This window comes from Lentzea sp., assembly GCF_036380075.1.
In the GTDB taxonomy this organism is placed as follows: domain Bacteria; phylum Actinomycetota; class Actinomycetes; order Mycobacteriales; family Pseudonocardiaceae; genus Lentzea.
Window position 1 is genome coordinate 1 of sequence record NZ_DASVFL010000209.1, and the last position, 14,699, is coordinate 14,699.

Sequence of the window (14,699 nt, forward strand, 5' to 3'; positions counted from 1 at the left end):
CCGCCGGGTGCGCCTCGCCGAGCTCGTGCTGACCCTGCTGGACGGCGCCGGCCACCGGGCCGAGACCGCACCGGGCTTCGGCGACCCGTTCGACGTGGCGCACGCGTGTCAGCACCTCGCCGGGATCGACCTGACCGACACGTGGGCCCCGCCGCACCTGCCGTTCGTCGCTCCGGCTCGGACCTGCGCGGACTTTGTGACCGCACCTGACGACCTGACCGACCAGCTGGGTGGTGGTCCGGTGGACCTCTCCGACGGCCTGGTCGTGGTGCTGGGTGCCGCTCGGCTCGGTGCGGCCGAAGAGGCGGTCCGTGCGGCGGGTCCGGGGGAGCGGGTGGCGATCGTCGTGGTGACGGACGACCCGGAGGAGACCGGGCGGCTGGTCCGGCTCCGCGTGACCGACCTCGTGCACTGCCTGCGCCGGGTGTTCGCTCCCGACGTGTGGCGCGACCTCCGCCTGGTGCTGGACGACGACGCCGCGGTGGCGTCCGCCCTCGGGCTTGAAGTCGCAGGCGATGAGACCGAGACGGCCGTGCGGGTGCGGGACGGCGTGATCGTCGCCCGTGCCACCGGCCGCGGCGCCGGTCACGCGGCCGGCAGCTACCGGGAGGCGAAGTCGTGAGCCAGGCGCTGCACGCCCTGCGGTGCGTCGGCACGACGGGACTCACCCGCGTGGCGTCGTTCACCGGCCTGCCGGAGTCCGAAGTGGAGTCGGAGCTGATCGACCTGGCGGTCGCCGGCCTCGTCACACACCACCGGAACTTCGGCGGCTGGGCCCTCACCGACGCCGGCAAGGCCGCGGCCGCCGACCGTGCCGCCGCGGAACTGGAGTCGGCCGGTGGCCCCGCCGCTCTGGCCACGCCGTTCGAGGAGTTCCTGGTGCTCAACCCGGAACTGCTGGACCTGTGCACTGCGTGGCAGGTCCGCACCGTCAACGGCACCACCACCATCAACGACCACAGCGACTCCGCCTACGACGGCCGGGTGCTGGCCTCGTTCACCGACCTGCACGCCCGCGCCACGGAAGTGATCGCCGCACTGGCGGCCGTCCTGCCGCGGTTCGCCCGGTACGAGCCCCGCCTGACCGAGGCCCTGACCCGCGCCAAGGCGGGAGAGTTCGGCTACCTGGCCGACGACATGGCGTCGTTCCACACCATCTGGGCCGAACTGCACGAGGACCTCCTTGCCACGCAGGGAATCTCGCGATGGCGTGGCTGAGGAGACTGCACGCGGGCCTGGACGAGCCGCGCGAGCTGATCGGCGGCAAGGCCCACGGCCTGGTGCTCCTGCACCGGCTGGGCCTGCCGGTCCCCGCCGCGCACGTGATCACCACGGAGGCCTGCCGCGCGTTCCTCCGCGACCACCGCCTGCCGGACGGCCTGCGCGAGGAACTGCGTGCGTTGCCGGCGTCCGTGGTCTCGGTCCGCTCCGGGGCCGCCATCTCGATGCCCGGCATGATGGACACGATCCTGAACCTGCGCGTCACCTCGCCCGAGGCGCTGGAAGCAGCGGTCGAGTCGATCTTCTCGTCCTGGAACACGCCCCGCGCCCGCACCTACCGCACCCTGCACGACATCCCGCACGACCTGGGCACCGCCGTGGTCGTGCAGGACATGGTCTTCGGCGACCGGGACAGCCGCAGCGGCTCCGGCGTGGCGTTCAGCCGCAACCCCACCACGGGCGAGAACACGCCTTCCGGCGAAGTCCTCTTCGGACACCAGGGCGACGACGTGGTCTCCGGCCGCTCCCTCACCCGCCCGCTGAGCGACCTCTCCAGCCGGGAACCCGAGGTGTGGCAGGACCTCCTCGCCGCACTGACCCGAATCGAACAGCATTACCGCGACGCCTGCTACGTCGAGTTCACCTACGAGACCGGAACCCTGTGGCTCCTGCAGGTGCGCCCCGGCCGCTTCACCGGCACCGCCGTCCTCCGCCTGTCCGCCGACCTGGCAGACGCGGGCACGATCACCAGAACCGAAGCGCTGCAACGACTCTCGCCCCACGACTTCGAGCACCTGCACACACCGCGGATCGCGGACGCCGAGGTGGTGGCCCGAGGTCTGGGCGTCTGCCCCGGCGTGGCCACCGGCCGGATAGCGCTGACCGCGGACGACGCGGTCCGCATGGCCGCCGACGGCCCGGTGGTCCTGGTGCGACCGGAAACTTCACCGGAGGACATCCGCGGCCTGGCCGCCGCGACCGGCATCGTGACCGCACGCGGCGGCCCGGCCAGCCACGCCGCCGTGGTGGCGCGCTCGATGGGAAAACCTGCCGTCGTGGGCGTGGCCGACCTGGTGGTCGGCGCCGACGCGGCCACGTTCGGCGCGCGGAAGCTCCGTGCGGGCACGCTGGTCACCCTCGACGGCACCGGCGGCGAGGTGGCGCTGGGCAGCCCGCGCGTCGTCACGGGCGCGGCGGACCCGCGGTTGCGGCGCCTGCTCGACTGGGCGGCCGAGTTCCCGCAGGCGTGAGGTGCCAGTCGCCAGGCTTGCGGTGTTGCTCGAGTGAGTGCCACGCGCAGTCCGAGGCCAACCGGTCGTCACCGCCCAAGGCCCCAGGCGAATGCCAACGACCGATGATGTGTGCGCCTGACGGGCAACGGCGGCTATAAATCCTTGAGTGCCTGATGGTGGGTGCGGCCATCCGGTCGACATCGTAAATATCAGTCAAGCTAATAAGGACGAGTGTCAGATTGTCCAATAGAATAAAATCGATCCTGACGACTCTGGGGCCGGCCGTCGAGAAACGGCCGGCCCCAGAGTCGTTCACTGCCTAGAAAAGGCAGCCCACCACCGAGTCGCCGACGCGCAGCCACCCCTGCGCATCCGACCGGAGCCAGGCCCAGCCGGCGCCAGTCGCACACAACACCAGCGCCCATGGGCCGATCTTCTTGACCGTGAACTTCACGAGCTTCACGATCCAGCTCCACCACGGGTCGGCCACGACCGGATAGGAGACACTGCTGCTCGTGTGCTCGATCACCTGCGTGAGCGTGGTGCCATCCGTCTCGAAGTGCGACGGCACAGCCTTGCCAGTGGCGTCCTTGGCCCATGGTGCCGACACGCTCAGGGTCGGAGCTCCGCCCGCGTCGACGATGACCGCGCCGTCACCGCTCAGCTCGATACGGCCGCCCTGCGGCACATCCACCTTGTACGGGAAGCGCGTTGCCGCGTCCGCGTTGGCGATGGTGGTGAGCATCTGCACGCCGTCGCCGGTCGGCACAACGGCGTTCGCCGCGCCGTTGGTCGATGGGTAGGCGATGGTGCCGTCGGCCAACTTGGTGGCGTCCTTCGCCTCGTCGGCGTTCGGCAGGGAGATGGCGATGTTGACCCCGCTGCGCGCGAGATCGACTCCGTCGGACAGGTCCTTGGGAACGTCGACCGTCACGCCGTTGACCGTGGTGACAGCGGCGGAGTCCGCGTCCGAGTTGGACGGTACTGGTTCAGCCACCAGGCTGTCGTTGCCGGCGTCCGTCCGGTTGATCGCAGATGCGATCTCAGCCGACGTGACAATGTCATCAGCGAAAGCGGATGGGCTGAACCAGACCATCCCCGCCACCAACGAAGCGCCCACGAGCGCACACGAAACACGCCTCACAGAGAGTCCCTCCTGATGAATCGGCAAAGCACACCAAATCGAGTTGGTTCAGCTTTTCGACGGTGTGCTACTGGCGGCGGCCAGTTGCCATGATCGTCCTATCGGGAGGTTGAACTCGGGTGTTACGAAAGCAAGTGTATTTCACTCAAATCTAACTGCGTGTCGATGATTGACCGAGTGGAATAGGGTCGTTCATCCTGTGGGCGTGGCAATTGGTAAAGCGTGCGTAAAATGGAGTGGGTCGCGGTGCCGGCTGAAGTGTGTGGCCGAACGAATTGGTATCGCTGATCCGCTTCAATCGCTCGTTGGGGCTCGGGGAGCCTTTGGTGTTGCCCGTTGTGAGGTGGGGCCGTCAGCCCTCGATGATCGCCGTGAGCGCGTCGGCGAACGGGCCGGGGTCGACGTCCCCGCGCACCGCGAGCTGCTGCGCGTACCCGTTGCACAGCGCCACGAACGCCTCGGCGATCCGCTCCGCCTCGTCCCGCTCCCGGCCGGGCAGCAGCGCGGCGACCGCCTCGCGCAGCTCGTCGAGCTGACGCTGGACGACGGCGGCGAGCGCGGGGGAGACGGCGGCCTCGGCGTAGATCTGGGCGACCAGCCGGGCGTGGTCGTGCTCCCGCGCCGCCGCGCGGACGTGCTCGAGGAACTCGCGGACGGACGCGGCCGTGAGCTCGCCGGGGAGCGTGTTGGTCGTCTGCTCGCAGATGGCGACGACGATCTGGTCCTTGCTCTTGAAGTACCGGTAGATCGCCCCGGTGGACAGCCCGGAGGCCTCGACGAGGTCGGGCATCGAGGTCCGCGCGAACCCGTGGCTCGCGAACCGCGAGCGGGCCGCGTCGATGATCTGCTGCCGGCGCGCGTCGAGGTGCGCCTGGGTGACCTTCGGCATAAAGAATGACCATTCGTTTTTTTGGGGTAACGTCACGACCGTACCCCACCGACGACCTCACGGGAGACTTCGTGCGTTACCAGACCTTCGGACGGCACAGCGGACTGCGGATCTCGGAGTACGTGCTGGGCACGGCCAACTTCGGCTCCGCACCGGCCTCCGCCGGCGCAGAGGGCTCGAAGGCGATCTTCGACGCGTTCGTCGTCGCCGGCGGCACCACGTTCGACGTCTCGAACATCTACCAGAACGGCGAGGCCGAGACGCTCCTCGGCGACCTGCTCGGCCGCGACCGCGACGACTTCGTGGTGATCACCAAGTACAGCGGCACCCGCAGCGCCGAAGCCCGCCAGGGCACCACCGGCAACAGCCGCAGGACGATGGCCCGCTCGGTGGAGGAGAGCCTGCGGCGCCTGAAGACGGACCACGTCGACGTCCTCATGCCCCACTTCCCCGACGGCGTGACCCCGGTGGACGAGATCATGGCGGGCTTCGAGGACCTGATCCGCGCGGGCAAGATCCGCTACGGCGGCCTGTCGAACTTCCCGGCCTGGCGCACCGCTAGTGCCGCCTCCCGGCCGAGCTCCACCGGAACCCGGCCGTTGGTGGGCATCCAGACCGAGTACAGCCTGGCCGAACGCTCCGCCGAGCGGGAGCTGATCCCGATGGCGGAAGCACACGGCCTCGGCGTCGTCCTGTACTCCCCGCTGGCCGGCGGCCTGCTGACCGGCAAGTACCGCCGCAGCGAACAGGGCAGGCTGACCACGAGGGGCATCACCGAGACCGCGGAACGCTCCGCCGTCCTCGACACCGTCCTGACCGTCGCCGACGAGGCGGGAACGGGCCCGGTGCAGGTGGCCCTGGCCTGGCTGCGCCACCGCGCGCGGCGAGCCCGAACCTCGCTGGCCCCCATCGTCGGCCCCCGCACCACCGACCAGCTCCAGGGTTACCTCGACGCACTCGCCGTCGAGCTCGGCGACGACCACTACCGGCTGCTGGACGAGGTGAGCGCCATCCGCCTGGGCACGCCGCACGACGACGTGGCGGGCGCGCTGGCGCACGGCATCGACGGAGACCGCGGCTTGCTCGACCCGCCGCTGGTCCCCGTCATCTGACCGGACCGCCCGTGCGCCTCGACTTCGGTGAGCTGACGTCGGACCCCGTCGTGATGGCGGGCCCGACGCCGGAGTTCAGCAGGCCCGCACGATGACTGAGTGCGCCTTGGGGCTGACGTCGAGGACCTTGACCGTCTTGGCGCCGGCGGGCACGCGCACCACGTAGGTGCCGGGGTAGACCGGGTAGCCGAAGCTGCTGCCCGCGGGTGCGGCCGCGGTGCCCGCGATCATCGCACCGCTGGTGCGGTGGATCGTGGTGGAGACCGCCTTGCCGCAGTTGTTGTTGATGACGATCCTGCCCTTGGTGGCGGCGGTGGCGGTGCCCGCGGTGAGGGCGGACATGACCAGGGCCGCGGTGGCCAGGCCGGTGACAAGGCGCCGGGTGGTGGTCATGCCGCTCCTTCAGGTCTTCGGGTGGGAAGATCCAAAATATCGAGGCGTGCGGTTGGGGCGCAGTCGGTCGAACGACCGACACGGCTACATCACGTCCAACGGCTCTCCGAAACGCTCGAAGAAGACCTCGTACGCCACGGAGAACAGGTTGTCCGGTGCGCCCACGTCCACGTGGGACGGCATCAGGCGGGGGTTCCCGAGCACCTGTTCGTAGGTGGCGCAGCCCTGGCTGACGACCCAGTTCGCGATGTCCTCGACGCCGTCCTCCGACTCGTCCGCGTCGACGTGAGCCGTGTACGGCTCGTCCTGCAGTTCGGTGGCGAGCTCCACGAAGATGTCCTGGAACCGGTGGATCTCCGCGCGGTCGAGCCGGGCGAGTGCGGCGCGCAGTCGGTCCCGGCTCCGGCCGGCCTGCCGCACCACGTCCCAGAACCAGGTGAGCTCGTCCGCTCCGATGCCGTTGTCCGGATGCATCTCGTCACCTCTCGGAAACCTTGCCGGAGACCGAAGTCTCCGGCAAGGCACCGGGTCTCGTGACAGGGGGCGTTACCGCGCGTTTCCCGCGCGCAGCCAGGCGATGTAGTCGGCGGCGGCCGCGGCGGTGTCGTACTCGGGCTCGAACCCGGTGTCCTCGCGCAGGCGCGTGATGTCGAGCCAGCGCACCTGGCTTTCCCCGGCCGAGGGGAGCTCGTACCGGAAGTCGGGTTCGACGGAGGTGATTGCCGCGATGACGTCGGTGTTGCTCGTGGCGTGACCGGAGGCGATGTTGTACGTCGAGTGGTTCAGCTTGTCGGCCAGCTGCAGCAGCGCGAGCGCGCGGCCGGTGTCCTTGACGTAGAGCAGGTCGAGGGCGTCCTCGGCGTGCGGCGGCGCGAGGAGACCGGACAGGTCGGGCTCGGTGCGCAGGGCCGCGGCCTGGGCCAGGGACGGGGCGGCGAAGAACGGGTCGGGCAGGTGGCCGCCGGGGCCCCAGGTGCCGGAGATGCGCGCGTTGACGACGTCCACGTCGGTCACGTCCGAGAGGTGGCCGGCGAGGAGCTCGGTGACCTTCTTGAACGTCGGGATGGGGTGGGACTTCCCGATGGAGATCGGCACGTCCTCGGTCAGCGCGCCTTCCGAGTCGAAGCCGTAGACGCCGATGGTGCTCGCGGTCACGACACGGCGCACACCCCACTTCTGCGCGGCGCGGACGATGTTGAGGAACGCGTTCAGCGCTTCCGCCGTGGCCTCGATCGGGTCGTTGTCGGTCACCGGCCACGGCAGGGCGACGGCGAGGTGGACGATCCCGGTGATCGGGTACTGCTCGCCCACGGCGAGCAGGGCGTCGAGGTCGGCGACGTCGGCCTGGGCCACGTGGACGGGCAGGTCGGCCAGGTGCGCGGGGACCTGCGGGGTGCGGCGCTGGAGCAGCACGCACTCCTGCCCGGCGTCGGTGAGGGCGCGGACGGTGTGGGAGCCGATGAAGCCGAGTCCTCCGGTGACGAGGATCATGATCGCGCCTTTCGCAGTGTGTCTGATCGTCAGTAGTGCTGACGATCAGGTTAGGCCTAAGATGGCGGTCGTGTCCAGTGAGCTGAGCAACACCGCCGACCCGCACGAGGTTCTGGGGTACCTCTTCAAACACGCGACCCAGAAGCTGACGGCGCTGACGGACGCCGCGCTGGAGCCGTTGGGGATCGACAGCAAGGACTTCGGCGCGCTGCGGGTCCTGGCCCACGGGGAACCGGCGTCGCAGCTGCAGGTGGCGCAGACGCTCGGCATCGACCGCACCACGATGGTGGCGTTGCTGGACGTCCTCGAGCGCAAGGGCGTCGTGACGCGGCGACCGGACCCCGCGGACCGGCGCAGGAACGTCGTCGAGCTCACCGAGCAGGGGGCGCGGACCTTCGACCGGGCGCAAGAGGCGTACGCGCGAGCCGAAAGCGCGTTCCTGGCCGGGATCAGTCCGAAAGCGACGGACCAGCTCCGCCGGACGCTGCGCACCCTGCTGGAGGACTGACCCGGTACGAGTGGCCGACTGTCCGGAAAGAATGGCCACCTGACCGGGTTCGCATCCGCCGGTCAGGGATTTCCCCTACCTCCATGGACTACCGGAGGCTCAGACCACGGGTCGATGTGCGCACCACGTCTGTTCCGGTGGACTGGACCCACGTTCCGGGTTTTCGTGGGGAGACTTCATGTCCTTCTTGACCGACGCGCTCGAAGGGCTGGCCGGCCTGCCGCAGCCCGCCCTGCTGGCGGCGACGGGTGCGCTGACGCTGGCGGAGTGCACGCTCGGGGTGGGGTTCCTCGCGCCGGGGGAGACGGCCCTGCTGCTGGCCTCGACGACGGTCACGAGCGTCCCCCGGTTCCTGGTCATGTGGCTCGTGGTCACGGTGTGCGCGGTCGCCGGCGACAGCATCGGTTACTTCCTCGGCCGGCGTTTCGGTGACCGCCTGCGCGACAGCAGGATGATCCGCAAGATGGGGCAGCAGCACTGGGACAACGCGGGCGAGCTGCTGCGGCGGCGCGGCGCGTGGGCGGTGTTCGTGGCCAGGTTCATGCCGGTCGTGCGGACCCTCGTGCCGGCGTCGGCGGGCGCGTCGAAGCTGGAGTACCGCCGGTTCCTGCCCGCCTCCATCGCCGGAGCGGCCTGCTGGTCGGCGCTGCACATCGGCATCGGCTCGGCCGCAGGCGCCTCGGCGAAGTACGTCGAGTCCGTCTTCAACGGGGCGATGTGGGTCGTGCTGGGCGTCGCGGCGGTGGTCGGCGCGATCGTCGTGCTGCGCCGCCGCAAGCAGGCCAAGACCGCCGACGACAGGCAGTTGGAGGAAGTGGCCTGAACGCCGCCACCGCGGGTAGTCCCGCATGCGACGCTGAAACCGTGGTCCGGTCTTCTCGGAAAGGTGAGATGTGAGTCTGCAGAACCTGCAAGCCCTGCACGTGCACCAGAAGGTCACGTTCATGGTCAACCGCTACGAGGTCTTCGCCGACGACAACGGCCGGCCGGGGCAGCTGGTCGGCTTCGCGGAGCAGAAGCGGTTGAAGATCAAGGAAAGGATCACGATCTACACCGACTCGTCGAAGAACGCGGTGCTGTTCGAGTTCAACGCCCGCAAGGTGCTCGACCTGGGCAGCGGCTACGACGTCACCGACGCGAACGGGCGGCCGATCGGCCTGTTCCGCAAGGACTTCGCCAAGTCCCTGCTGCGCTCGACGTGGCACGTCGAGCAGCCGGGCTGGGGCACGGCGACGGGCGCCGAGCGCAACAGGTTCCTGGCGGGCTTCCGCCGGCTGTGGCAGTGGATCCCGGTCGTCGGCGACGCGCCGTTCCCCATGCGGTACCACTTCGACTTCGTGGCGGAGAACGGTACTCCGGTGTTCAGCGTCGACAAGAAGACCTGGCTGCGCGACCACTACCTGGTCGTCGTGCGCGATCCGGGTGTCGACCGCCGGCTCGTGATCGCCCAGGCCGTGGCTCTGGACGCGCTGCAGTCGCGCTAGGCACACCGGGCCTGAGCACCGTTTTAACGGTCGTCTCAGGTCCGCTCGGTAGGAAAAGGGGCGTCGCCGGCTCCACGCGGAACGGCGGCTGGACCGTTCACGCGCCCCGAAAGGCAGTCGCTCATGATCTCCGTGCTCGTGGTGGACGCCCAGCCGCTGCAACGCTTCGGGTATCGCGTGCTGCTGGAGGGCACCCCCGACACCGAGGTCGTCGGCGAGGCCCGCAACGGCGCCGAGGCCGTCCGGCGGACCACCGAGCTGCGTCCCGACGTGGTGCTGATGGACACCCGCACGCCGGGTGTCGACGGGGTCGAGGCCACCCGGCGCATCGTCGCCGCCGGCGGGCGGTCGCGGGTCCTCGTGCTGACGACGTCCGACGTGGACCGGCAGGCGTTCGCCGTGCTGCGGGCCGGGGCAAGCGGTTTCCTGCTCGAGGACACCCGCCCGGAGGAGCTGCTCGCCGGCATCCGGGCCGTCGCCGCCGGGGACGCGGTCATCGCGCCCGCGCTGACCCGGCGGCTGCTCGACACGGTCGCCGACCGGCTCGACGACCTCTGCGGATCCGCGTGGGACGACCCCCGGCTGGCCTCGCTGACCGGCCGCGAGCGCGAGGTGCTCGTCGCGGTCGGCCACGGCCTCACCAACGGTGAGATCGCGCGTCGGTTCACGCTCTCGGAGTCCACGGTGAAGACCCACGTCGGGCGGGTCCTCGCCAAGATCGGCGCACGGGACCGGATCCAGGCCGTCATCCTCGCCTGCGAACTGAGGCTCACCCGGCAGGTCCGCCGAAGCTCCGAAGATCAGGCGAGTACCACCTGACCCTCGACGACCTTGACCGGGATCTTGACCAGCGGTGCGGGTGCCGGCCCTCCGGTCACCCGTCCGTTCTCGTCGTAGGTGGCGCCGTGGCAGGGACACCGGAACCCCGGACCGACGTACGAGACCGGGCAACCCTGATGGGTGCAGGCGGCGTTGTACGCCAGGAAGGTGTCCGGTGCCGGCCGCAGCAGGTGGGCGGGCTTGCCGTCCGGTGTGGTGAAGCTCTTCGACGAACCGACCGCGACGTCGTCGACGGCAGCGATCACCGGGCCGTGGCTCACCGGCTCTGCGGGCGGAGCGGATGGGCGCCGGGACAGCGCCAGCACGCTGCCCGCGGACACTCCGACGGCGGCCACCGCCCCCGCGATCACACCGTTGCGCAGCAAGGTGCGCCGCCCGACGCCGTCCTGTGCCTTGCCGTGCAGCCGGGTGCCCAGCGACCACGCCCCGGCGTCGCCCGTGATCAGCAAAGGCGTCCAGGCGAAGAGGAACACGATGTCGGCCCCGAGGTAGTACGGCCGGGTCGTCCAGCTCACCGCCAGGAAGAAGCTGAGGGAGAGCAGGACGCCGCCGAGCGCGGCGAGCCGGGTGAACAGCCCGAGCAGGGTGGCGAGTCCGACCGCGACCTCCCCGAAGGCGATCGCCAGCCCGGCGACGGTCGCGTGGTCGGCGGCCAGCGACACCAGCGGGCCGATCGGGGAGGTCGCGGCGGCGTTCACCATCTGCGCGTGGACACCGAGTGGAGAGCTGCCGTCCAGGAACTGCGTGTCGAGGAGCTTCGAGACACCGGCGTAGACGAACGTGCCACCGAGAAACGCGCGCAGCGGCAGTAGTGCGTGGTCGTCCCTCACGTCAGGACTTGCGAGGTGAGACGGTCATGATGCCCGTGCACATCTCGTCGCTGGTGCCGTCGCCCCACACCACGTAGCGCGGCGGAAGCTTGCTCAGCTGCGGCAGCTGTTTGCGCAGCTTCGCGTCGTGCGTGCACGTCACCCGCAGCTTGTCTCCTGGGTTGACGTCCACCGGTGACGGCAGCTTCAGCAGCCGCTGGTTGTCGAAGTCGAACTGCGGCACGTCCAGGACGACCTTGGCGTTCGGCGTGCCGGGGTTGAGCTCGACCTTGATGGACCGCCCGAGCAGGTGCATGTGCCCGAACCCGGCGAACAGCGTCATCGGCTCATCCACCTCGTGATCACAGGTCTGGGTGTCACCGGGCTTCGGCGCACCGCCCTGGTTGCACTCCTGCACCTGGCGGTCCGCCATCCCGCCGGTGTCCTCCCCGAACCGCTTCGTCACGTCCGCGATCGAGGCCGCCCGGTCGCAGAGCGGACCCGACTCGTCGGCGGCGCAGGGCAGGTCGGTCGGCGCGGAGAGCGGCGACGTGTCGAGCTCCCTGGTCTGCGGGGAGCCGTCCGTCAGCCGCAGCCGCACCGCCGAGCGGTCCGACCCGGCCGGCTTGCCGTCGCTTGCGAGCAGGTTGTAGTGCATCTGGAGGACGATCAGGCTGCCCGGCTCCAGCTTGAAGCCGACGTCCTCGGTGAACAGCGTCTCCGAGGCACCGGGCGCCCAGGTGTCCACCCACGTCGCGTCCCCCTCTTCCACTTCGGCACCGGCCACACCGGTCCCGCCGAAGCACTGCCAGCCGAGCCCGGGGGTCTTCGCGTCATGCGCGCGCACCGCGGCAGCGCCGCCCGGCGGCACCGCGTACACGATGGCGTGGTGCGCGAGGGCGACGTTCTCCGGCGTGACCTGGGTCCCCGTCACGAACGCCGTCCTGGTCAGGCCCGGATCGATCACCTGGCACCGGTACTCGTCCGTGCCGCCGCCCTCCGGCGGTGCCGGCGTGTAGGCCTCGGCCATCTTCAGGTCGACGAACCGCTCTCCGGCGCGCAGCGGCTGCGTCGGAGCGGGAGGCTGGTTGCCGTGCGCGTTGTGCGGGCCGGGCGGGACGGGAGCCGCACCGGTGCCGGTGCTCGATCCGCAGGCGACGACGGTGAACGCCGTCGCCAGCGCCACGGTGGCCGTCCCGATCTTCCACAGTGGACTGTCAGGTTTCCTCATGGCCTGAACGCTAGGGCCGGTTCCGTTCCGTTTCGTCGTACCGCGGTCGTCATCTTCGTGAGAGAGGCGGTACGCCGGTACTACGCCGAGGCGTCCTCTTAGGACCAATGGTCGGCCTGAGCACCGCTTTAACGGTCCTTTCAGATTCGCTCGGTAGGAATTCGTCGCCAGACAGGCGAAGGACCACTTGTTCAGGAGGCTCGTGAATGGCAGTCAACACAGCGCTGTCCGGGAAGGCGCCGTCAGGCCGATGGGTGCCCTGGTTGGTGATCGGCCTGTGGCTGGTGCTGACGGTCGTCATGGCGCCGTTGAGCGGAAAGCTGAGCTCCGTCACCACCGACAAGGCCGCGGACACCCTGCCGGCCGGCGCCGAGTCCACCAAGGTCGCCGTGCTGGAGGACAGTCTTCCCGGCGGGAACGACAACACGTTCGTCTTCGTGTATCACCGTGACAACGGCATGACTGACGCCGACCGCGCGACGGTCCAGCGCCACTACGACGCCCTCGCCAAGAAGTACCCGCCCAAGGCGGTGACTCCGGCCGGCGAGGACGACGAGGGCCCGCAGACGAGACCTTCCAGCGACGGCAAGGCGATGATGTTCACCTTCGACGTGAGCGCGACCTACGGCGCACCGGAGACCCTCGTCGGCCCGTTGCGCGACGCCGCGAAGGACCGCCCCGCCGGCCTGGCGCTCGACGTGACCGGCCCGGCCGCGGTCGAGGGAGACATGGACGCCGTCTTCGACGGCATCGACCTGCAGGTCCTGCTCACCACCCTCGTCGTCGTCACGCTCCTGCTCATCATCACCTACCGCAGCCCGGTGCTGTGGCTCGTCCCGCTGGTGGCGGTGGGCGCGGCCGCACTGACGTCGATGGCCACCGTCTACCTGCTCGTCCAGGGCTTCGGCATCGTGGTCAACGACCAGAACTCTGCGCTGCTGACGATCCTGGTGTTCGGCGTCGGCACGGACTACGCGCTGCTGCTCATCGCTCGATACCGGGAAGCGTTGCACCACCACGAGAACGTCCGGGTCGCGATGCTCCACGCACTGCGCGGCGCGGCACCGGCCATCGTCGCGTCCGCGGCCACCGTGGTGGCGGGCCTGCTCTGCCTGCTCGTCGCGGACCTCAACAGCACCAGCGGCCTGGGCCCGATCGGCGCGGCCGGCATCCTGTGCGCGCTGGTGGCCATGCTGACGCTGTTCCCGGCGTTGCTGGTGGTGCTCGGCAGGCGGGTGTTCTGGCCGGCCGTTCCGCGGATCGGCGCGGCCGTGCAGGAGAAGCCGGGACTGTGGGTGCGCCTCGGCGCCGCCATCAGCCGCCGCCGGTGGCTGGCGACGCTCGGCTCGCTCGCGGTGCTGGGCGTGTTCGCCCTCGGGCTGACAGGCAACACCGGCGCACTGCGCGAGCAGGACCAGTTCGTGTCCGCGCCGGAGTCGGTCACCGGCTTCACCGTGCTGCGCCAGCACTTCCCGGAGCTCGGCGGCCAGCCGATGACGGTCTTCACGCGGCCGGCGCAACAGGAGCGGGTGCTCGACGTCGTCAAGGGCGTCCAGGGTGTGGCAGTGGCCGTTCCGGGGGAGACCCGCGGTGGCTGGGCCGACATCTCGGTGTTCCCGAAGGACGCGCCGGACACCGCTGCGGAGTACGACACGATCAAGCGGGTGCGCACCGCCGTGCACGCGGTGACCGGGGCGGAGGCGATCGTCGGCGGACCCAGCGCGGAGCACCTCGACACCGAGGAGACCACCAGCCGCGACGAGAAGCTGGTGATCCCGCTGGTGCTCGTCGTCGTCCTGATCGTCCTCGCGCTGCTGCTGCGCGCCGTGGTGGCCCCGCTGGTCCTGATGGCCACCGTGGTCGTCTCGTTCGCGGCGGCCTTCGGCGGCAGCGTGTTCGTCTTCGACACGGTCCTCGGGTTCAAGGGCGTCGACTACTCGGTGCCGCTGCTGGCGTTCCTGTTCCTGGTGGCGCTCGGCGTCGACTACAACATCTTCCTGGCCAGCCGGGCCCGGGAGGAGGCAGTGCGCCTGGGCACCCGGCAGGGCATGCTCAAGGCCCTGTCCGCCACCGGTGGTGTGATCACCTCGGCGGGCCTGGTCCTCGCGGCCACGTTCGGTGTCCTCGTCTCGCTCCCGCTGGTGATGCTGATCGAGGTCGGGTTCCTGGTCGCCTTCGGCGTGCTGCTCGACGCCCTGCTGGTGCGGTCGGTCCTGGTGCCCGCCCTCACCCTGCTGATCGGCCGGCGGATGTGGTGGCCCAGCAGGTTGTCCCGGCCGGGGGACGAGCTGCCGACAGTGCAACAGCCGCTCGTCGCCGACGAGGAGCCCGCTCTGCAACGGTGA

The 14,699-nt window shown here is 70.1% G+C and carries 15 protein-coding genes and 1 pseudogene; 9 read left to right on the plus strand and 7 right to left on the minus strand.

The features are described 5' to 3' along the window. From VF330_RS23060 to VF330_RS23070, 3 genes and pseudogenes are all read left to right on the plus strand, one after another. A pseudogene (locus VF330_RS23060) lies at nucleotides 1–622 on the plus strand (TetR/AcrR family transcriptional regulator); the annotation flags it as partial. After that, a complete protein-coding gene (locus VF330_RS23065; RefSeq protein WP_330853737.1) occupies nucleotides 619–1,218 on the plus strand; it encodes a transcriptional regulator in 600 nt (199 codons plus the stop codon). The pseudogene VF330_RS23060 and the gene VF330_RS23065, both read left to right, overlap by 4 nt. After that, entirely contained in the window at nucleotides 1,206–2,471 is a 1,266-nt protein-coding gene (locus tag VF330_RS23070) for a PEP/pyruvate-binding domain-containing protein (protein WP_330853738.1), read from the plus strand. Before VF330_RS23065 ends, VF330_RS23070 begins: the two co-directional genes overlap by 13 nt. A gap of 301 nt (nucleotides 2,472–2,772) precedes the next feature. On the opposite strand, the gene VF330_RS23075 is transcribed toward VF330_RS23070, so the two are convergent. Together VF330_RS23075 and VF330_RS23080 are read right to left on the minus strand one after the other, a co-directional pair. Then, nucleotides 2,773–3,549 carry a hypothetical protein gene (locus VF330_RS23075; RefSeq protein WP_330853739.1) on the minus strand — a complete coding sequence of 259 codons (777 nt, stop codon included), beginning with the start codon at nucleotides 3,547–3,549 and terminating at the stop codon, nucleotides 2,773–2,775. 400 nt (nucleotides 3,550–3,949) lie between these two features. After that, nucleotides 3,950–4,486, minus strand: a complete 537-nt coding sequence (locus VF330_RS23080) for a TetR/AcrR family transcriptional regulator (protein ID WP_330853740.1) — start codon at nucleotides 4,484–4,486, stop codon at nucleotides 3,950–3,952. Between the two features lie 71 nt (nucleotides 4,487–4,557). On the opposite strand from VF330_RS23080, the gene VF330_RS23085 reads away from it, so the two are divergent. Beyond that, nucleotides 4,558–5,598: an aldo/keto reductase gene (locus VF330_RS23085; RefSeq protein WP_330853741.1), complete on the plus strand. Its 1,041-nt coding sequence runs from the start codon at nucleotides 4,558–4,560 to the stop codon at nucleotides 5,596–5,598. 75 nt (nucleotides 5,599–5,673) lie between these two features. Here the strand turns inward: VF330_RS23085 and VF330_RS23090 are convergent, their stop codons facing one another. From VF330_RS23090 to VF330_RS23100, 3 genes are all read right to left on the minus strand, one after another. Continuing rightward, the gene (locus VF330_RS23090) at nucleotides 5,674–5,991 is read right to left on the minus strand and encodes a hypothetical protein (RefSeq protein WP_330853742.1); all 318 of its coding nucleotides are present in this window, start codon (nucleotides 5,989–5,991) and stop codon (nucleotides 5,674–5,676) included. Nucleotides 5,992–6,075: 84 nt separating this feature from the next. Then, complete coding sequence (locus VF330_RS23095; protein ID WP_330853743.1) at nucleotides 6,076–6,465, minus strand: DUF4240 domain-containing protein; 390 nt, start codon at nucleotides 6,463–6,465, stop codon at nucleotides 6,076–6,078. A 72-nt stretch (nucleotides 6,466–6,537) separates the two neighbouring features. Next, nucleotides 6,538–7,482 (minus strand): NAD(P)-dependent oxidoreductase, encoded by a 945-nt coding sequence (locus VF330_RS23100; protein ID WP_330853744.1) that lies wholly within the window; start codon nucleotides 7,480–7,482, stop codon nucleotides 6,538–6,540. Between the two features lie 70 nt (nucleotides 7,483–7,552). On the opposite strand from VF330_RS23100, the gene VF330_RS23105 reads away from it, so the two are divergent. From VF330_RS23105 to VF330_RS23120, 4 genes are all read left to right on the plus strand, one after another. Further along, complete coding sequence (locus tag VF330_RS23105; protein WP_330853745.1) at nucleotides 7,553–7,990, plus strand: MarR family winged helix-turn-helix transcriptional regulator; 438 nt, start codon at nucleotides 7,553–7,555, stop codon at nucleotides 7,988–7,990. 178 nt (nucleotides 7,991–8,168) lie between these two features. Then, nucleotides 8,169–8,813, plus strand: a complete 645-nt coding sequence (locus VF330_RS23110) for a DedA family protein (protein WP_330853746.1) — start codon at nucleotides 8,169–8,171, stop codon at nucleotides 8,811–8,813. Between the two features lie 70 nt (nucleotides 8,814–8,883). Then, entirely contained in the window at nucleotides 8,884–9,474 is a 591-nt protein-coding gene (locus VF330_RS23115) for a hypothetical protein (RefSeq protein ID WP_330853747.1), read from the plus strand. Nucleotides 9,475–9,597: 123 nt separating this feature from the next. After that, nucleotides 9,598–10,293 (plus strand): response regulator transcription factor, encoded by a 696-nt coding sequence (locus VF330_RS23120; protein ID WP_330853748.1) that lies wholly within the window; start codon nucleotides 9,598–9,600, stop codon nucleotides 10,291–10,293. Here the strand turns inward: VF330_RS23120 and VF330_RS23125 are convergent. Continuing rightward, entirely contained in the window at nucleotides 10,275–11,144 is an 870-nt protein-coding gene (locus tag VF330_RS23125; protein ID WP_330853749.1) for a Rieske 2Fe-2S domain-containing protein, read from the minus strand. The two genes, VF330_RS23120 and VF330_RS23125, sit on opposite strands and share 19 nt — an antisense overlap. A gap of 1 nt (nucleotide 11,145) precedes the next feature. Beyond that, entirely contained in the window at nucleotides 11,146–12,354 is a 1,209-nt protein-coding gene (locus VF330_RS23130) for a hypothetical protein (RefSeq protein WP_330853750.1), read from the minus strand. A gap of 206 nt (nucleotides 12,355–12,560) precedes the next feature. Between VF330_RS23130 and VF330_RS23135 the strand changes: the two genes are divergently transcribed. Further along, entirely contained in the window at nucleotides 12,561–14,699 is a 2,139-nt protein-coding gene (locus VF330_RS23135) for an MMPL family transporter (RefSeq protein ID WP_330853751.1), read from the plus strand.